Raw genomic sequence first — 18,909 nt, 5'->3', positions numbered from 1 at the left:
TTACTTGATTTTTTTATTAAGCAAATATATTTTTGATAACTCCACATCATATTCAATATATATTCTAGTGGCCGGAATACTAAGAATCGTTATTGATTGATTTTGTAAATTTACAACCTTGCTTTCATCTTCTAGCTTAACCCCCCATGAAAACAAGCACTCCAAAATCTTATCTTTATACTTCTCTATAAACTCCACCTCGCTTTTTGCTTCATGTATTACATCACAATACCTTCCTTTATAATGTTTAGTAAGTTTTGAGCTAACCATAGAAGGTGATACATAATACTTCTCACCTAACACTATGCCATCTTTAGTAGATAGCCTATAAGAAAAAACATACTCACGAGCAAATAAACACTCTGTAAACAACAAAAGGCTAATCATTATCCGTAAATAGCCCATTATCCTCCACTTCTTCATCTTCATCTATCTTTTCTTCTTTAGGACATCTAGCGATGGATACCACCTTTTCTTCATCTACATTCACGATGATTACACCACTTGTAGCACGACCTGCCTTTCTTATAGAGTGCATATCTACTCTTATCATCTTTCCACTTGAAGTTAGCACCATTAAATCCATATTTTCATCTACATTTACCACTCCAACTAACTTTCCAGTCTTTGGCGTTAGCTTCATAGCTATCACACCCTTACCACCGCGTTTTGTGATTCTATATTCATTTGCTTCTGTTCTCTTACCAATTCCTTTTTCGCTTACGCTTAAGATTTCTTCATTCTCATTAGAAATCACGGTTGCCCCAATTACAAAGTCTTTAGGCATTTTAAACTTTATAGCTGTTACTCCTCTTGCAACACGCCCTATTTCTCTAGCGTCACTTACTTCAAATCTTACACACATTCCCTCATAAGTAACTACCAAAATTTCTTTTATACTAGGGGTTACTATTTTTGCAGTTACTAGCTCATCATCTTCATCCAAATTAATAGCCTTCACCCCAACACTTCTAATATTTTTAAACTCACTTAAATTTGTTCTCTTAATAATTCCATTACGCGTAAAGAATGCAAGAGATTTATCTTCATTAAAATCTTTTGTTGTAATGGTTGCCATAATCTTTTCATCTGGTGCTAAATTAATTAAATTTACCACCGCTTTGCCTATTGCTGTCCTACTTGCCTCTGGGATTCTATATACTTTTAACCAATAGAGTTGCCCTTTATTTGTAACAAACATGATTGTATCGTGCGTATCTGCGACAAAGAAAGATTCAATAAAATCATCATCATGTGTATTTGCAGAAATCTTACCCTTGCCACCGCGATTTTGCTTTTCATAAGTTCTAACTGGCACTCTTTTTACATAACCTCTATGGCTCATAGTTACCACTACCGGCTCATTTGGAATTAGATCTTCTATGTCTATGCTTTCATAGTCTTCTTCTATTGCAGTTAGCCTATGTGTTGCAAACTTATCTTTTACTTCTAAAAGCTCTGTTTTAATAATCTCATTAAGTTTAGATTCACTCTTTAAAATAGAGCTTAAATACTCAATTTCTTTTAGCAATTCTTGGTATTCATTTTCAATTTTATCTCTCTCTAAACCTGTCAATCTTTGCAGTCTCATATCTAAGATTGCTTGTGCTTGAATCTCACTTAAGCTAAACTTCTCTACCAAGCTACTTTTTGCTACTTTAGGATCGCTACTATTTCGGATTAGAGACACAATTTCATCTATATTTTCTAATGCTACCCTAAGTCCTTCTAAAATATGTGCTCTAGCTTTAGCCTTTTCCAAATCAAATATTGTTCTTCTAATAACAACGCTCTTCCTGTGAGACAAGAATAAATACAACAATTCCAATAAGGTGAATATCTTTGGCTCTTTATTATATATTGCAAGAAGTATGATACCAAAGGTACTTTCCATTGGTGTAGATTTAAAGAGATGATTTAGCACAATCTCACTCATAGCCTCTCTTTTTAACTCTATTACAACCCTTATTCCATCTCTATCTGATTCATCTCTAACTTCAGAGATTCCTTCAATCACCTTATCTCTTGCAAGTTCAGCTATCTGCTCTACAAGCCTTGCTTTATTTACTTGATATGGAATCTCATCAATTACAATAATATCTCTTGTTTTTGTTTTTTCTATATGGGTTTTAGCTCTTATTTTAATTCGTCCTCTACCGCTTTCATAGGCCTCTCTTATACCGCTCTTTCCATATATGATTCCGCCTGTTGGAAAATCTGGTCCTTGTATAAATTGCATCATATCATCTAAAGTAGCATTAGGATTATCAACTAGATGTATCAAGGCTTCTATTATCTCATCTGTTCTATGAGGTGGGATATTTGTAGCCATACCAACTGCAATACCATTCGAACCATTTATTAGCAAGTTTGGAAGGCGACTAGGTAAGATATCTGGCTCTTTTAGCGTATCATCATAGTTTGGTAGAAAATCAACAGTATCTTTATCAATATCCCTTAAGACTTCTTCTGCGGCTTGTGTCATTCTAGCTTCTGTATAACGCATAGCTGCCGCACTATCACCATCTATACTACCAAAGTTACCCTGTCCATCGACAAGCTCCAACCTCATAGAGAAATCTTGTGCCATTCTAACTAATGCATCATAAACAGCAGTATCACCATGTGGATGATACTTACCTATTACATCACCTACGATTCTTGCAGACTTCTTATACCCTGCCTTTGAAGTAACCCCAAGCTCATACATAGCATAGATAATTCTCCTATGCACCGGCTTAAGACCATCTCTAGCATCTGGCAATGCACGCCCAACAATAACGCTCATAGAATAATCTAAGTAGCTTTCTTTAATTGAATCTTCTATATTTACATTTTGTATATCTTGGTTTAATAAATCGCTCATTTAACGATACCTCTTGCTTATTTCATGTGGTATATTCTAGCTTGATTTTACTTAATGTTTCTACTACAAAACTCTAAAACGCTTCTATAATCTTTAAAAACACTAGTTTTATTTGAAACCTCACATATAAATCCCAAAATCTCTCCATGTTTCAGTATATTGTTTTTGTGTTTTTTAGATACAATTCCCAAAAATTCATCTTCAACAAATAATGGCATTCCTAAAATATCACTTGCGTCTAACTTTATATAATCATCAAACCACATCCTCTCTCTCCCAAACTCAAGCCAGTCTTGTTCTAAAAAATATGAAATCTCAATCCTGCTATTAACTGGTAAATTAAATGGCTCAACTAGCAGTTTAAATGTCCTGTTTTTAAAATGTAACGACCTAGCATTTGGTTCTGGCATGATATTGCAATATATGTCTGTAAATTTAGTCGGCTTTAATATAGCAATATCCAAACCATCATCTAATGCAATAATATCAGCATGACTAAGGCATGAGATTGGTTCATCAAATGATTCAGAATGATAGAGCAATATATCATTTGCCCTACTCTTGCTATACACAACTGATGCACTAGTTAATACCAATCCATCTTCAAAAACTATTCCATAGCCTTTAGTAAAATTAGAATCTTCAAATGTTGTTTGAATCTTTAAGCCATCTTTTAACCACAAAGGATATGAGGCAAATGCACAATCAAACAAAAAAAACAAAAAAAATAGAATCCTACTCATAAAATAATCCCAAAAATACGCACTTCAAGTAATAATTAATACTTAAAATACTACAATAAAAAATATAACAAAAAAATAAGGAGCTTACATGGAATTAAAAGAATTTAATACATCAAAAGAAGAATTAGAAAAATTAAAATATGCAATTATTAGCACAGAAAATGGTGATATGATATTTGAACTTTTAACACAAGAAGCACCAAATACAATTGCAAATTTTGCTTCACTCGCAAATAGCGGATTTTATAACAACTTAAACTTTCATAGAGTAATTAAAGGATTCGTAGCACAAGGAGGTTGTCCAAATGGAGATGGCAGAGGTGGTCCTGGATATAGAATAAAATGCGAATGTCAAAATAATGCAAGCAAACATCTAGCAGGAACTCTATCTATGGCACACGCTGGAAAAGACACTGGAGGCAGTCAATTTTTTATATGCTTCGCACCACAGCCACATTTAGATGGTATGCATACTATTTTTGGACAAATAAAAGATAAAGAAAGTCTGCAAGTGCTATCTAAAATCAAGCAAAATGACAAAATAATCAAAATAAAAATTGTAGAAACAATAGAAGGCAAAGATTCTTAAGATTTTAAATTTAAGACAACGATAATTTAATCAAAAACAAAACATAGCATTAAATACCACATAATGTGGTATTTAATTAAAGCTCAGGCTTTGGAGTTTTTTCTGTTGAAACTGGCAATTGTGGATATGTAATTTCAGGTTTCTTTCCGGTTAAAGATTTTAAGAATTCTTCAATTGTTGCTGCCTCTTTTTTGGAAATATTAATACCAAGCTGAACACTTCCCATTTCTCTAATAGCTTCGTTTAAAGACCAAATCGCACCATTGTGGAAATAAGGAGCAGTCTCTGTAATATTTCTTAAAGTAGGAGTTTTTACCATTCCATTTTCATCTCCCTTAAAATCTCCTAGATGAGCAAATTTATATTGATTTGCAACTTGGAATGCCTGCATACTACCACCTAGATTTACGCCATTATGACACGCAATACAACCTTTATCTATAAACAGCCTCAAACCTTCTTGCTCTTTCTTAGTTAATGCTTTTTCATTTCCCTCTAAAAACTCATCAAATCTTGAAGGAGTTATAAGAGTTCTTTCAAAAGTAGCAATAGCATCAGCTATATTGTCAAATGTAACACCACTTTTGCCATATATCTTTTTAAACTCGCTTACATACTCTGGTAATGACGATATCTTCTCAACAGCTAATTTTGCAGGTGTAGCCATTTCTGGTTCTGCTTCAATTGGACCCTTCGCTTGATCTGCTAATGTCCCTGCTCTGCCATCCCAAAATTGAGATGAATTTAATACAGAGTTATAAACCGTTGGAGAATTTAGATGATGTGGATTTGCCACCCATTTATGACCAACCGCAGCAGAAATTCCATCTGTGCCACCAAGCCCTAAATTATGGCATGTATTACAGGATATAATACCACTTTTCGAAAGTCTAGGTTCAAAATATAACTTTTTGCCTAACTCTGCCTTTTCTTCTGTAAATTTACTAAATTCAACACCAAGATCAGTCAAGATTTTCTCAACACCTTTTTGATCCTTTGGTAGTGGAACAAGACCAGCATTCTTAGCCTCATCAATTAATGGATTAGCACTTAAAGAGCCAACCAAACACATACTTAACACTGCATGTATAAAACGCATGTTCATCCTCCTAAACATTAAGTAATATTTTTTATTTGTTAATATAATTAACAAATAAAAAATAATTATACACTATTTAAGCCTAAAATCAGATATTAAATTAAAATTCAAATACTTATAAATATCTTCACTCTTGCCTTCTATTTTCTTTGGAATTAACTCCAAATATTCATCTTTAGTTGGGATTCTACCAAGCAAGGCACATATAGCTGCAAGTTCTGCACTTCCAAGATATACTTGTGCACCTTTTCCCATTCTATTATCAAAATTTCTAGTAGAAGTGGAAAATACCACTGCATTATCCCTAACTCTAGCCTGATTCCCCATGCATAAGCTACAACCGGGCACTTCAATTCTAGCTCCAGCTGCACCAAAGAGAGAATAATATCCTTCATCACTAAGCTGCTTAGCGTCCATTTTGGTTGGAGGTGCAACCCAAAGCGTAGTAGGAACCATACCTTCGCCTCTTAATACTTCACCTAATGCTCTATAGTGTCCTATATTTGTCATACAACTTCCGACAAATACCTCATCTATTTTTTTAGGTCTATTTGGGTTTGATAGTATCTCGCTTAATGTAGCTACATCATCTGGATCATTAGGACAAGCTAAAATAGGCTCTGTAATTTCATTTAAGTCTATTTCTATAATTGCCGCATATTCTGCATCTTTATCTGCTTTTAATAGTTGTGGATTATCTATCCATTCTTGCATTTTTTGAGCTCTTCTCTTTAGTGTCCTAGAGTCTTCATAGCCAGATTCAATCATTGCCTCTATAAGTGTTATATTTGATTTTAGATATTCAATTATTGGTTCTTTATTTAGTGAAACTGTACATGCTGCAGCACTTCTCTCTGCACTAGCATCACTTAGCTCAAAGGCTTGTTCTACTTTTAAGTTTTCTAACCCCTCTATTTCCAATATCTTGCCACTAAATATATTTTTCTTTCCCTTCTTTTCAACGGTTAGCAATCCTTGCTTAATGGCATAATATGGTATTGCATTTACTAGATCTCTTAGGGTTATTCCCTTTTGCATTTCTCCTTTAAATCTAACAAGTACTGATTGGGGCATATCAAGTGGCATAGAACCAGTAACAGCAGCAAATGCTACAAGCCCACTACCAGCAGGGAAACTAATACCAATAGGGAATCTAGTATGAGAATCCCCACCAGTGCCTATAGTATCAGGCAATACCATTCTATTTAGCCAAGAGTGAATAACTCCATCTCCTGCTCTAAGTGCTACACCACCTCTACTGCTCATAAATGTAGGCAAAGTCGCTTGTAGTTCTACATCTGCAGGTTTTGGATAAGCTGCAGTATGACAAAAACTTTGCAAAACAAAATCCGCACTAAATCCTAAAGAGGCTAATTCCTTTACTTCATCTCTTGTCATAGCACCTGTTGTATCTTGGCTTCCAACAGTTGTTACTAGAGGCTCACAATAAGTTCCGGGCAACACTCCAGCCACACCACAAGCTCTACCTACCATCTTTTGTGCTAGTGTATATCCTTTCGCCTCTTGTAAGCTACTTGTAGGCTTAGCAAAAATATTCTCTCTATCCATTCCCAATACTTCTCTAGCCCTAGCAGTCAATCCCCTGCCTATAATTAGATTTATTCTGCCACCAGCACGAATCTCATCAGCAAGAGTATTTGGCTTTAAATCAAACTTTGATACAACACTACCATTTTTAACAATCTCGCCTTTAAATGGATATATCTCAATTACATCTCCTTCATTTAACTCATCTACAGGAGCTATGATTGGCAGACAACCACTATCTTCACATGTATTAAAGAAAATAGGTGCTATAACACTGCCTATAACCAAACCACCAGATTTTTTATTTGGTATATATGGTATATCTCTACCCATGTGCCACACTAGAGAATTACATGCTGATTTCCTTGAGCTACCAGTTCCAACAACATCACCAACATAAACTAATGGGTAACCTTTTTCTTTTAGCTCCTCAATCCTAGAAAATGCATTTTCAGTTCTATTCTTTAGCATCGCTTGAGCGTGAAGCGGTATATCACTTCTTGTAAATGCATCACTTGCTGGGCTCAGATCATCTGTGTTTGTCTCTCCATCGATTTTAAATACAACAGCAGTAATTTTTTCATCTAGTGCTTTTTTATTTAAAAACCACTCTGCATTCGCCCAAGATTCTAGAACTTCTTTTGCATATTTATTACTTTTACTAAGCTCTACAATATCATTAAAAGATTCATAAACTAATATAATGTTTTTTAAAGCACTTGCAGCACATTTGGCTATATCATCATTGACTTTTAAAGCTTCTATTAATGGTGCAATATTATATCCACCAAGCATACTTCCTAGAAGCTCTATTGCATATTCTTTTGAAATTCCTTTAACTTCTATCTTATTTTTTACTATATCGTCTAAAAATTGTGCTTTAACCTGTGCTGCCTCATCAACACCTGGAGATACTCTATTTGCAAGTAAATCAACCAAAAATTCTGTATTACTCCCGCTCTTTAATAGCTCTACTACTTCTAATACTTGTTTTTTATTAAGTGGCAAAGGCGGTATATTTTGATTCTTTCTTTCATTTACATGATTATTATACTCTTCAATAAAACCCACTTGTAACTCCTTTTATTGCGTAATTTTATATAGTTTAAATCAATGTTGTTTAAAAAATACTTTTTTTGTTTTTGAAACCTATTATAAAAAGTTATAAATATTTTACAAAAAAAATTAAACATAAGTTACATATCAAATAATAAGGGATTGTAGTGTTACATGAATTTTATTGGATATTTCAAAACTAAACAAAAAGTAAAATAAAAATTAATTTTTAAGAAGAAATAGCTAGCTTAATGCTAACTATTTTTATAGGTTTATGCTTTTTTCTCGCTAACAATATCAACGATATTATCACCAACCATAACAGCTATTTTTGCCATAAATTCTTCAGGGCTTGTAAAGCCAACACAAGAGCAGTTAATCTCACCAAGAACATATTTATCCTTACCATTACTATCTGTATCTAGGATAAAATCTGCAGTCCAAATAAGTGGTAAATCATAATTTCCAAGCTTACTTCTAATATCAGGTAATTGTGCTAAGAACCAATCAATAAGACTTTGCCAATCTTTTGGCTCATCATATCTATACTTCGCACCACTAAAGAGTGTAGCAGAGAATGCATCGCCACCTTCAGCTGGTTTTTTATGCACAACATATACAGGAGTTTTATAAAGCATTAAGATTCTAATTTCTCCCTCTTTAATTCTTGGTAAGAATGTCATATCAACAAGCATACCATTATCACCTACTAAATAATGCTCACAAAAATCCATAAACTCACCAAGTTGTCTTTCTTCTGTGTGGTTATCTTTTGCTTCTGTGCATATTATTTTTGTATCAAGCGGTAGAGATTCACACTTATTATACATATCAGCAGATTCTAGTCTAACTCTCCAAATACCTTCACCAGTTGAACCCCTATTTTGCTTTAGCACTCTCTCGCCTTTAGCTAGAGTTTTTGGAAAAGTCTTTTTAAAATCATGCTTATCACTCATTACTACACCGATTCTTTGTGCTTCTTTTGGATCGTAATACGCATAAGTATCACTTGGCACAAGGTCAGTATCTGCTAGTTTTGTTAGTGCATCTTTAGCACCATAGCCTATCATTGCATCAGGATGTGGCATACCAACTAGCCCATCAGCACATAGTTTTCTTAGCACATCAAAATAAAGTTTCTCTTCTCTAAGATTCCCCGGATTTACACGAGATACATATCCATCTGCATTATCTCTTACGTATTCATAGATTTTATTTCTTTCAGATTCATTTCTTAAAATATCATCATCAAAAAATACAACCTCAGCATTCCAACCCTTTGCCTGTAAAGCATTTACCATAGGCATCGTATCTTTTCTGTGTCCATCAGCACCCTTATCGCTTCCACCTTTTGCTTCAAAAAAAACAATGTTTTTCTTCATTAACCTCTCCTAAAATTTGAAATACAACAAAAGGCTATCAAAACTTATATAATTTATAAATAAAATAGAAAGATTTTATTTAATATAGAATCCTAATATAACAATTATCAAAGACTTCAATTTTATGTTCTGTTATTAGATCGCTTAATGATTTTTTAAAAGATTTTTTACTCATCTCAAAGACTTCCAAAATCTCTTGCGGACTACTATCGTAACCAAACTTCATAACTCCACCATTTGACTTTAAAATCATAAAAACCCTCTCTGCTTGACTTTTGCTCTTTTCCATAGGTGGTTTTAGAGACAAATCACATTTGCCATCTTTATAAATTCTTTTGATATATCCTACTTGTTTGTTAAACAAAAAATCTTTAATAAACACTTCATTGTGATATACAAGTCCAAGATATTTACCATTTATTACACATTCATAACCCAAGTTTGTTCTTTTAAACGGCAAAATAGAAACCTTGCAAAACACCTTTAAGCTAGAATCTTTTATATTTTTTAAATATGATTTAATATTATGTCTAGCTATTAGCCTACCTTCTTTATCTTTGTCTATAAACACAACAACATAACTTCCAACTTTATATGGTTCAGAGCTTTTAGTGGGCATAAAAATATCCTTAGCAATTCCAAGATCCAAAAAGCAACCATAATTATTTTTATCAACTATCCTTAAAGCTGCAATTTCGCCAAGAAGCGCCAAAGGATTCAAGGTAGTAGCAATTAACCTATCTTCTGAATCTGTGTATAAAAATACATCTACAAAATCACCCTCTTTTAAAGTAGAAGATAAATATCTAACAGGTAATAAAACCAATGAATCATCTTTTTTTAAATAAGCACCAATAGATACTATCTTGGCAATCTCTAGCCTTTTAATACAGCCTACATCTTTCAATCAAAAATTTCCCCCAAAACATTAATTAAAGTAATATCAAATCTTACATTATAAATATTAGAAATCTGCCAACTAGAAAATAACACAACCATTAAAAACACGCCAACAAACACCAAAGCAAAAATACACAATCCCCTAAAAAGCCTCAAATAAAAGTTATATCCAAAACTTTCATCAAGTGCCTTAAAATACCTAAAATAATCAACAAAGAATCTCATAAAAACCACAAAAATAACAAAAACCACCAAACATAAAGCAAAGAAAATAATCATAGAAAAATAAGGTGAGAATCTATCCCAAAAATTATAAATATCAGCTTCCCACATTATCGTTGCATAGCATATATGCATACCAAATACAACTATAAAAACAAAAGAGATTCCCAATACATATAACGCTATTGTCTCACCTACACTAGTTTTTTGTGCGAATTCTTTTTTCATTCTTTTTCTTATTACAGATTCATCTAAATTATCTTCTTTTAGAGAATTCACTATCCTACTTATATCGCCAATGTATGTATTACGACTCATATTTGAGCTGTTTGCCATAATAAAACCTTTAAAATGATTTTATTTATTGTTGCAAAAATGTGTTAAGTCTTTGTGTAGTAAGACTTATCTATATGAAACTTTCTATAAAATTCTCGCAAATCCTCTATATCATCAAGCAATCCCATTTTCTCTAACCTATCTAGCACTTCTTTGTTGCAATTAGTCTCCATAGGCCACTCTCTTGTATATCCATCACTTATATTCTTATTTGTTGCATCAATTATTATTATATTACCTATGATTTTAATATCTCTTTTGCTATCTATATTATTAACAACCCTCCATAAAATCATATACAAATTATCAAAGTCATTCTGCGATACATCAAGCACAACTAAGATTCTTAAGCTCTTAGATAGTTTTACAATCTCATCTTCTCTAAAAGAATCCCAAATGCAACTTTTCTTATCAACTCCAAGCAGTGTGATTGGATTTTTACTCTCGCAATAGTGTTGCTTAACTAAAGAGACGCCATTAAAGACATTCTCTAGCTTTTCTTTTAATTTATCATCTAATAATATCTCTACACTATCTAACATAGAAACCTTAGTGCAATCAATTCCCAATTTACCACCTTCAGCAAAGCTTGGAGAAGCATGGTCTAATGCATCACATACACCCTCGCTAAAGAGGCAATTATCCACACTAAATCTATCCAAAATATAAGGTACTATACTTTTAGAATCTAAAGCCGGAGCATCTTCGCCTACAAAAATTGCATGTTTTACAAAGCTCATCTGACCAACCCCCCAAAAACTATGCATACTCTGCTTTGCAGCACTTGGGAATCTAGCCTTTATCTTTGCAAGTATCAAATTATGAAAAACTCCATTTTCAGGCATATAATAATCAATTAAATTAGGAGTAGTTGTTTGTAAAAGTGGCAAGAAGATTCTTTCAGTTGGATAGCCAAGATACTTATCTTCTAGTGGTGGCTTACCTACTACACTTGCTAGATATATTGGATTTTTCTTTCTTGTAATTGCACTAACTTTAAGCACAGGATATGGTTCAATAGGAGTATAAAATCCAGTATGATCACCAAATCTACCCTCATCTCTAAGCTCTGGCTCTACGAATCCTTCAATAACATAATCACAATCATAAGGCACACTAATGTCATTTGTAATACACTTTAGCATTTTTACCTTACGACCTTTTATGAATCCATACAACATAAGCTCAAAGATTCCATAAGGAAGCGGTGCAGTAGCACACCAAGTATATAGTGCATCCCCTCCTATTGCTATACTTACAGGCATTTTTTGTCCTGCTTTTTTGTATTCTTCTAATATTTCTACTGAATCTTTATGTATCTGCCAATGAAGTCCTAAATGATTCCTATCATACACTTGCAATCTATACATACCAAGATTCTTAACCTTGCCATCTAAGCTTTGTGTATAGCACTGCCCCATAGTGATAAACGCTCCACCATCATGCTCCCATGTCTTTAAAATAGGAATCTCATCTAAATTTACTTCATCACCTAGCTTTACTATCTCTTGCGATAGACCATGTTTGACATTTTTAGGAGACAGGAATCTAAGCTTTAATAATTTTGGTAGCATATATAATGCTTCAGTGAAATTTTTTGGCGGTTTTAACTTTAATAAAAATGCAATATCTTTTGATATATGCTCTACATCACCAATTAGCAATTTAACCCTACTAAAAGATCCAAAGAGATTCATTAATACTGGCACATCATACTCTATGCCTTTTTCTTTATTTATTGGCTTTGTAAATAATAAAGCCTTAGAATCTTTTTTCTTAACTTCTAAATACGCCAAATGCGGAATCTCTAAATTTACATCAAGTGGTTTGTTTATTATTTTTATTTCATTATTTGCTTTTAGTAAATCAACTATTTCTCTCACATCTTCTCCCTAAAGCGTTAATTGTTCTTTCTATCTTTCCGCCATCAACGGCTTTTAGCTTATATGCTTCTTTGCATATTCCATCTTCTAACTCACATACTATCATCTGAAAAATACTAGGAATCCCTTTTTCTTCTGGCACTACAAATCTATTTGGAATCCCTGTTAGAAATCTCTCAATACTCTCATTTTCTCTCATTCCAATAACACTCTCTCTAGCCCCACTAAGCCCAACATCACTAACACCAAATGTCCCAGAGAATATCTCCAAATCATCGCTTCCTATATGAGTATGTGTCCCAAAAATAGCACCGACCTTACCCTTTAGCATCATAAACATAGCCCTCTTTTCGCTACTAGCTTCAGCGTGAAAGTCAAGAATTATATTTCTAATACCCTCATTCCTCAAACTCTCTACAGAATCTCTAGCACAAATAAAGGCATTATCACATTGTGGCATAGAAAAATTACCCATTATATTTAGCACAGCATATTTCTCTTTAGTGTTTTGTATCTCACCTCTAAAGATTCCACTGCCTACAACACCCTGTGGATAGTTATGAGGACGCAATACATTTGAATCTTCTTTTTGCAAAATTGATACAATATCCCTTTTATCCCATATATGATTCCCACTTGTAAATATATCAATTCCATATCCGCTAAGTTCTAAATACGCATTCACACCAAGCCCAAATCCATGACTCGCATTCTCTCCATTTGCAATTACAAAGTCTAGTTTATGAATCTCTCTTGCTTCTTGTAAATACTCCTTAACAAGATTCCTGCCTATCTTACCAACAATATCACCTATAAATCCAAATCTCACTATTTAGCCTTTTTTAAATTTTTAAAATAATCAAATACACATTTTAAAATATCATCTTCATCTTTGCTACTTGCACTGATACTTTCTTTATTTCCATTATTTTTAACAAAAGTTATATTTTGACCATAATTTAATATACTACTAATTCCATGATTCCTTGCTTCTATTTTAATTAAAATTAGTTCTATAAACTGCCTTGTATAAATATCTAACTTACCAAATCTTTCTTCAATTTCTCTCTCAATTAAATACACTTCATCTATTGTTTCACATCTAGATAGCCTCCTATATATCTCAAGCCTTATTCTCTCTGTATCTATTAGTTCAGCATTCAAAAATGCAGTTACAGATAACTTTACATCTACATTTGCTTTTTCTTCCTTAACATTACCGCTTAGAGTGTATATTGCTTCTTCTAACATTCTTAGATATAAGGAATAACCTATATTTTTAATATGCCCACTTTGTGCTTCGCCTAGGAGATTCCCCCCGCCTCTTATTTCTAAATCATGATATGCTAATGCCCCACCACTTCCAAGGTAAGAATTCCTCTCTAAAGCAAAAAGTCTCTTTTGTGCCTCTTGTGTAATTTTTGTAAAATCCTCTACTAAAAAATAACAAAACCCTTCTTTATTGCCTCTCCCAACTCTACCCCTTAGTTGATGTAAATCAGCAATCCCAAAACAATCACTCCTATCTACTATAATAGTATTTGTATTTGGCAAATGAATCCCAGATTCAACTATTGAAGTGCAAAGCAAAATTTGATATTTACCATTTGCAAAATCCATGATTATATTTTCACTATCATTTGCAGAAATTTGAGAATGCAAAATTGCTATTTTTGCATTTGGCACAATTTGCAGTATTTCTTCTTTTTTATTTTCTATTGAAGAGATATTATTATGAATATAAAACACCTGCCCATTACGCCTAAACTCTCTAAAAAGTACCTCTTTTAAAAGGGCACTAGAATACTCTTTTATAAATGTTCGAATCGGAAGCCTATCTTTTGGAGAGATTTTTAGCTCACTTAGAGATTTTATTTTTGATAATGCCATATTTAGAGTTCTAGGTATAGGAGTTGCTGACATTGTTAGCAGATGCGTATCTTTGCTTATTTCTTTTATTTTTTCTTTTTGCTTTACGCCAAATTTATGTTCTTCATCAACAACTATTAAAGCAAGATTCTTAAAACTAGCAGAAAATATAGCATGAGTGCCAACTACTACATCTATACTACCATTGGCTAAGCCTTCTAAAGTTGTCTTTTTTTTCTTTGTGCTTACATATCTATCAAGCCTAGCAACTCTAATTCCAAACTCTCTAAATCTATCTGCAATAGTATTAAAATGCTGATATGCAAGAAGTGTTGTTGGTGCAATAATGGCTGATTGATAACCACTTAGATATGTTGCAAACATAGCGTTCATAGCAACTTCAGTCTTACCAAACCCAACATCTCCACTAAGGAGCCTATCCATGACCCTAGCACTTGAAATATCATTAAAGATTTCTTTTATTGCATTGCTTTGATCATCAGTATAGACAAAGCCACTCTTACTTTGAAAGATAAGAATCTCTTCTTTATTTGTATCTATTTTAATACCATCTATTAACTCTCTTTTTGCAGCAAGCGAGATAATTTCATTGGCTATTAAAAATAGCTTTTCTTTTACCTTTTCTTTAAGCTTTGCAAATGAACCTTTGCCAAGCCTATCTAAAATCGGAATCCCACCATCTGAAATATATCTATCAATCCTATCAAGATTCTCAACCGGTAAAAGTAGTTTATCTTCACCTTGATATCTAAGCTCTATAAAGTCCCTCTTAGCACCAAAGATATTCGCACATACAAGACCGCTAAAAATAGCTACTCCATAATCAATATGCACTACATAATCACCGCTTTTTAGCTCATCTAGGAGAATCTTGCTTTGTCTTTTTTTCTTTTGCTTTGTAGTTGAATTTAGCGATAAAATAACTTCATCTTTACCTAAAATCCAAATTCCAAGCTCAGAATCTAAGATGAAATCATAATTTTCCTGCAAAGAGATTCCAGTTTGTCTCACTTGCGCTTCTGTTTTTGCGATGATTGTTATTTTTTTGTTTTTGTGAAATTCTAAAAATTGTAAAACATTATTAAACGAATATTCAAAGTCCTCATAATTTTGCGAATCTAAAAGCTCACAACTTGCTAAAACATTATCTAAGACTGCGTTATTTTGATCACTAAATTCATACAATTCCTTAGCTAAAACTTTAACTTCAGAGCCAAGAATAAAAGGATAAGAATTAATAATATTAATAGAATCTTTTAAATACCAAAGTCCATATGAGGCAATTAAATCATTATTACTAAAAATACTATCAGTTTTTATTTTGCTTGAAATTGCTTCTATTAATTCTTCATAAATTTCTGTTGTAAGGTTAAAAAATGCAGGAGATATTTCTATGTTTTTAACCTCTTGTCCAATTGACATTTGAGAATTAACATCAAAGAATTTTAGACTTTCAACTTCATTGTCAAATAGGCTAATCCTTAAAGGATTCTCATAATTTGGCAAGAAAATATCTATAATATCCCCTCTAACTGACACTTCTTTATCAACTTCAACCAAATCAACAAACTCATAACCAAACAAAAAAAGTTTATTTTTTAAATCACTTAAATCTAAAATATCCCCAACTTGTATAAAAAAACCATCAAGCAATTCTTTTTTTGGATAATTACACAATAAACTTTGAAGTGGAGAGAATAAAATCTTTTTACTTTTAGCATTATAGAATCTCTTTAGCGTGGATAATATCTCACTTAACTCATCTTTATAAGCTCTAAGATCCTCACCAAAGACAACCCTAAAATCAGGTAGAACAAAAGCACTAAAACCAAGAAATGTAGCTACATCACTTAATTTTTGTGCTTCATATTTATCGCAAGTTAGAACAACAAGCCCATTACTATATTTTTTATCAAAATTATCTATGTTGCTTAATGCATCATAAATACTACTCTGATTTAGCATCGTCTTTTTTGCTTATAAGCGGTATAGTTCCTTGTGAGCTACTATCATAAGCACTTTGATACTCATTGCCTTTATGCACCAAACTTTGACCAACAAACTCTGCTGACTTCTCTATAATAAGCTCTCTTGCGGCAATCTCGCCATCGATTCTACCTTGAGGTAAAATCTCTACAATATTACAATCACAATTTCCGAGCAACTTACCACTAACAACTAAATGTTCAGTATTTATACTTCCATTTACATTACCATTTCTACCTATTACCACATTATTTTTAGCAATTATATTGCCCTCTAATGTGCCATCAATATGTAAATTACACTCACTAATTATATCACCCTTTATTCTTGTGCCTTGAGCGATAATGCTGGTGTTTCCCGAATTTCCGATAACTTGTTTATCATTGTTAGCAAAGATTGCCATTTTATACTTGCCTCCTTTTCAAAAATTTGAGTATAGTTCTTCATAGTCCATTCCGTAAATGGCTCTGGGTCTAAATCCCTCCCCAAATGCCTAATTTCATAATGCAAATGAGGTCCGGTACTCCTACCTGTATTTCCAGTATATGCTATAAGTTGTCCCCTCCTTACAAACTCGCCTTTTTTGACTACAATTTTATTTAAATGTGCATAAAAAGTCTTAAATCCAAAAGAGTGCTCCAATTTTACCATAATTCCATATCCGCCATTATATCCATTGCCTGTAAAGTCAGCTACGCCATCAGCAGGAGCATATACTGGCGTTCCAATAGGAACTCCATAGTCAATACCTGTATGAGAATGAACCCTCTTTAATATAGGATGCACTCTACTTCCCCACTTAGCGGTCGTTCTATATTCACTCCGTATTGGAACACCATTTGGGATTAATTGCATTACAAACGCCTTTTGTGCCCCTGTAATACTAGCTAAATCAACCCTCTCAATTAAACTCAAATCAGACACATCTCTAGTTTCATTACTGAGCCCAACTATGCCTTCTAAATCCTCTATCCTATCAGATACTTTTACTAACTCATCAGTTTTTTCTTCAATTAGTGCTTGGAGTTTTTCGTTTTTATCATTTATTTTTAGATATTCTTGTTGCATTAAATCGCGTTTATTTTCTATTTCTTTAACTTCATTTAACAATAGCCTAATTGAAACAAAGCTAAACAAAAATATAGCAATAATTAATAATATAATATAAAGCACAATTTGCTTCATATATTGATGAATATTGTATTGCTTAGAACCATTAATATCAGTAATTGTGATAACAAAGCGATTCTTAACCATTTAAAACCCCATACTCAAAAACTCGCCAACTACACTAAATGACCCACATACCAAATAAGTATGATTGCTATTTATAGATTCAAAATCACAATATTTTATATGCAATGAATCTAAAATTTCACAAAGGCTATCTTTAGTAATAATTCTTTGGTTGTCTTTCACTTCAAAAATCTCTACTCTCTCTATTATTGGACGCAATATTTTTAAAATCTCAAATGGATTTTTATCAAAGTATGAATTATAAACCAAAATAATTTTAGAATTTATAAAAACTTCCAATATTTCCTTAGCACCACTTACATTATGTGCTACATCAAGATAAACATTATCTCTTAGTTTTTGCATTCTACCTAACAAATCTAGCTTTGGAATCTTATACAAACTCTCTTTGTCAATCCCAAGTTCGCACAACACAGCACTTGCTAGAGTTAAATTTTCATATTGATAAGGTGGATAATTATTTAACTTGCAATAATCTTTAATATATTGCGGAATTGTCTTTATTGTTTTAAGTTTCACATTTTTTAGAGTTGCTATATTTGTAGCTATGTTATAGACTTCATTATGTTCTTGTATCCCTACAAACACACATTTATTTTCTACACTTATGGCATTTAGCTTTGTTGTTGCTATTTCTCTTATACTATTTCCTAACCTATCTTGATGGTCAAAATCAATTTTTGTAAAAACTTTCATATAGCTTTTAAAGCATGTAGCAGTTGAATCATACTCTCCTCCAAGCCCAGCCTCACATATAAAGTAATCACAAGAAGAAAAGACCTCTAAAGACAAAAATGTCAGAATCTCAAAATAGCTAGCTTCCTCTAAGACTTCAAAATCAAATTTATTTAATGCTTCATCTAATACATTAAGCTTAAGATTCTCGCCATTTAGCCAGAATCTCTCACATACACTTAGTAAATGAGGTGAAGTAAAATGACCAACACTAAATCCAAAAGCCCTAAGCATAAGGGCTAAAAATCTCCCCGTGCTTCCCTTACCATTAGTGCCAAGTATTTGTATGATTTTACATTTTGGATTACTTAGATTCTTAGAATCTTTAGCTAGTTTAGAGAAAATATATGGAGCCCTTAGAGGATCAAAGTCCCTATATTCTTCTTCTTTTTTAGCTAAATAATTAAGCAAATTCAT

Annotated in this window: 15 protein-coding genes; 1 reads left to right on the top strand and 14 read right to left on the bottom strand. The window is 32.7% G+C overall.

The window, feature by feature from the left end; translation table 11 throughout:
* The 3 genes from PF022_RS01060 to PF022_RS01050 are packed head-to-tail and all read right to left on the bottom strand — an operon-like array spanning position 1 to position 3,609.
* Positions 1–405, bottom strand: a complete 405-nt coding sequence (locus PF022_RS01060) for a hypothetical protein (RefSeq protein WP_271021124.1) — start codon at positions 403–405, stop codon at positions 1–3.
* Positions 380–2,866, bottom strand: a complete 2,487-nt coding sequence (gene gyrA, locus PF022_RS01055) for a DNA gyrase subunit A (RefSeq protein ID WP_271022491.1) — start codon at positions 2,864–2,866, stop codon at positions 380–382. The genes PF022_RS01060 and gyrA overlap by 26 nt, the downstream gene beginning before the upstream one ends.
* A gap of 47 nt (positions 2,867–2,913) precedes the next feature.
* Entirely contained in the window at positions 2,914–3,609 is a 696-nt protein-coding gene (locus PF022_RS01050; protein WP_271021126.1) for a hypothetical protein, read from the bottom strand.
* Positions 3,610–3,697: 88 nt separating this feature from the next.
* Between PF022_RS01050 and PF022_RS01045 the strand changes: the two genes are divergently transcribed.
* On the top strand, positions 3,698–4,198 hold the full coding sequence (locus PF022_RS01045; RefSeq protein WP_271022489.1) for a peptidylprolyl isomerase: 501 nt from the start codon (positions 3,698–3,700) through the stop codon (positions 4,196–4,198).
* A 76-nt stretch (positions 4,199–4,274) separates the two neighbouring features.
* Here PF022_RS01045 and PF022_RS01040 read toward each other — a convergent pair whose 3' ends face one another.
* The 11 genes from PF022_RS01040 to PF022_RS00990 all read right to left on the bottom strand — a co-directional run bounded on the left by PF022_RS01040 (position 4,275) and on the right by PF022_RS00990 (position 18,909).
* Positions 4,275–5,297 carry a cytochrome-c peroxidase gene (locus PF022_RS01040; RefSeq protein WP_442908565.1) on the bottom strand — a complete coding sequence of 341 codons (1,023 nt, stop codon included), beginning with the start codon at positions 5,295–5,297 and terminating at the stop codon, positions 4,275–4,277.
* A gap of 72 nt (positions 5,298–5,369) precedes the next feature.
* Complete coding sequence (gene acnB / locus PF022_RS01035; RefSeq protein WP_271021129.1) at positions 5,370–7,916, bottom strand: bifunctional aconitate hydratase 2/2-methylisocitrate dehydratase; 2,547 nt, start codon at positions 7,914–7,916, stop codon at positions 5,370–5,372.
* A gap of 257 nt (positions 7,917–8,173) precedes the next feature.
* Positions 8,174–9,283, bottom strand: coding sequence for a Cj0069 family protein (locus PF022_RS01030; protein WP_271022485.1), 1,110 nt, complete (start codon positions 9,281–9,283; stop codon positions 8,174–8,176).
* A 79-nt stretch (positions 9,284–9,362) separates the two neighbouring features.
* Positions 9,363–10,190 carry a S1-like domain-containing RNA-binding protein gene (locus PF022_RS01025; RefSeq protein WP_271021131.1) on the bottom strand — a complete coding sequence of 276 codons (828 nt, stop codon included), beginning with the start codon at positions 10,188–10,190 and terminating at the stop codon, positions 9,363–9,365.
* On the bottom strand, positions 10,187–10,741 hold the full coding sequence (locus PF022_RS01020) for a hypothetical protein (RefSeq protein WP_271022483.1): 555 nt from the start codon (positions 10,739–10,741) through the stop codon (positions 10,187–10,189). Before PF022_RS01020 ends, PF022_RS01025 begins: the two co-directional genes overlap by 4 nt.
* Before the next feature lie 44 nt (positions 10,742–10,785).
* A complete protein-coding gene (locus PF022_RS01015; RefSeq protein ID WP_271022481.1) occupies positions 10,786–12,624 on the bottom strand; it encodes a menaquinone biosynthesis decarboxylase in 1,839 nt (612 codons plus the stop codon).
* The gene (locus PF022_RS01010; RefSeq protein WP_271022480.1) at positions 12,608–13,453 is read right to left on the bottom strand and encodes a TIGR00282 family metallophosphoesterase; all 846 of its coding nucleotides are present in this window, start codon (positions 13,451–13,453) and stop codon (positions 12,608–12,610) included. Before PF022_RS01010 ends, PF022_RS01015 begins: the two co-directional genes overlap by 17 nt.
* On the bottom strand, positions 13,453–16,479 hold the full coding sequence (mfd, locus tag PF022_RS01005) for a transcription-repair coupling factor (protein WP_271022479.1): 3,027 nt from the start codon (positions 16,477–16,479) through the stop codon (positions 13,453–13,455). The genes PF022_RS01010 and mfd overlap by 1 nt, the downstream gene beginning before the upstream one ends.
* Positions 16,463–16,903, bottom strand: a complete 441-nt coding sequence (locus PF022_RS01000) for a bactofilin family protein (RefSeq protein ID WP_271021136.1) — start codon at positions 16,901–16,903, stop codon at positions 16,463–16,465. The genes mfd and PF022_RS01000 overlap by 17 nt, the downstream gene beginning before the upstream one ends.
* Positions 16,822–17,757: a M23 family metallopeptidase gene (locus PF022_RS00995; RefSeq protein WP_271021137.1), complete on the bottom strand. Its 936-nt coding sequence runs from the start codon at positions 17,755–17,757 to the stop codon at positions 16,822–16,824. The genes PF022_RS01000 and PF022_RS00995 overlap by 82 nt, the downstream gene beginning before the upstream one ends.
* Positions 17,758–18,909 carry a Mur ligase family protein gene (locus PF022_RS00990; protein ID WP_271022478.1) on the bottom strand — a complete coding sequence of 384 codons (1,152 nt, stop codon included), beginning with the start codon at positions 18,907–18,909 and terminating at the stop codon, positions 17,758–17,760. It lies immediately after the preceding gene.

It is taken from the genome of Helicobacter sp. WB40 (genome assembly GCF_027859275.1).
In the GTDB taxonomy this organism is placed as follows: Bacteria; Campylobacterota; Campylobacteria; order Campylobacterales; family Helicobacteraceae; genus Helicobacter_D; species Helicobacter_D ibis.
The sequence above is the reverse complement of the archived record's forward strand: the minus strand, read 5'-3'. Positions and strand labels throughout refer to the sequence as shown.

What these genes read in the sequence shown, in the direction of transcription:
- PF022_RS01060 (WP_271021124.1), bottom strand. Translation starts at nt 405, where the DNA reads ATGGGCTATTTACGGATAATGATTAGCCTTTTGTTGTTTACAGAGTGT.
- gyrA (WP_271022491.1), bottom strand. Translation starts at nt 2,866, where the DNA reads ATGAGCGATTTATTAAACCAAGATATACAAAATGTAAATATAGAAGAT.
- PF022_RS01050 (WP_271021126.1), bottom strand. Translation starts at nt 3,609, where the DNA reads ATGAGTAGGATTCTATTTTTTTTGTTTTTTTTGTTTGATTGTGCATTT.
- PF022_RS01045 (WP_271022489.1), top strand. Translation starts at nt 3,698, where the DNA reads ATGGAATTAAAAGAATTTAATACATCAAAAGAAGAATTAGAAAAATTA.
- PF022_RS01040 (WP_442908565.1), bottom strand. Translation starts at nt 5,297, where the DNA reads ATGCGTTTTATACATGCAGTGTTAAGTATGTGTTTGGTTGGCTCTTTA.
- PF022_RS01030 (WP_271022485.1), bottom strand. Translation starts at nt 9,283, where the DNA reads ATGAAGAAAAACATTGTTTTTTTTGAAGCAAAAGGTGGAAGCGATAAG.
- PF022_RS01020 (WP_271022483.1), bottom strand. Translation starts at nt 10,741, where the DNA reads ATGGCAAACAGCTCAAATATGAGTCGTAATACATACATTGGCGATATA.
- mfd (WP_271022479.1), bottom strand. Translation starts at nt 16,479, where the DNA reads ATGCTAAATCAGAGTAGTATTTATGATGCATTAAGCAACATAGATAAT.
- PF022_RS01000 (WP_271021136.1), bottom strand. Translation starts at nt 16,903, where the DNA reads ATGGCAATCTTTGCTAACAATGATAAACAAGTTATCGGAAATTCGGGA.
- PF022_RS00995 (WP_271021137.1), bottom strand. Translation starts at nt 17,757, where the DNA reads ATGGTTAAGAATCGCTTTGTTATCACAATTACTGATATTAATGGTTCT.
- PF022_RS00990 (WP_271022478.1), bottom strand. Translation starts at nt 18,909, where the DNA reads ATGAATTTGCTTAATTATTTAGCTAAAAAAGAAGAAGAATATAGGGAC.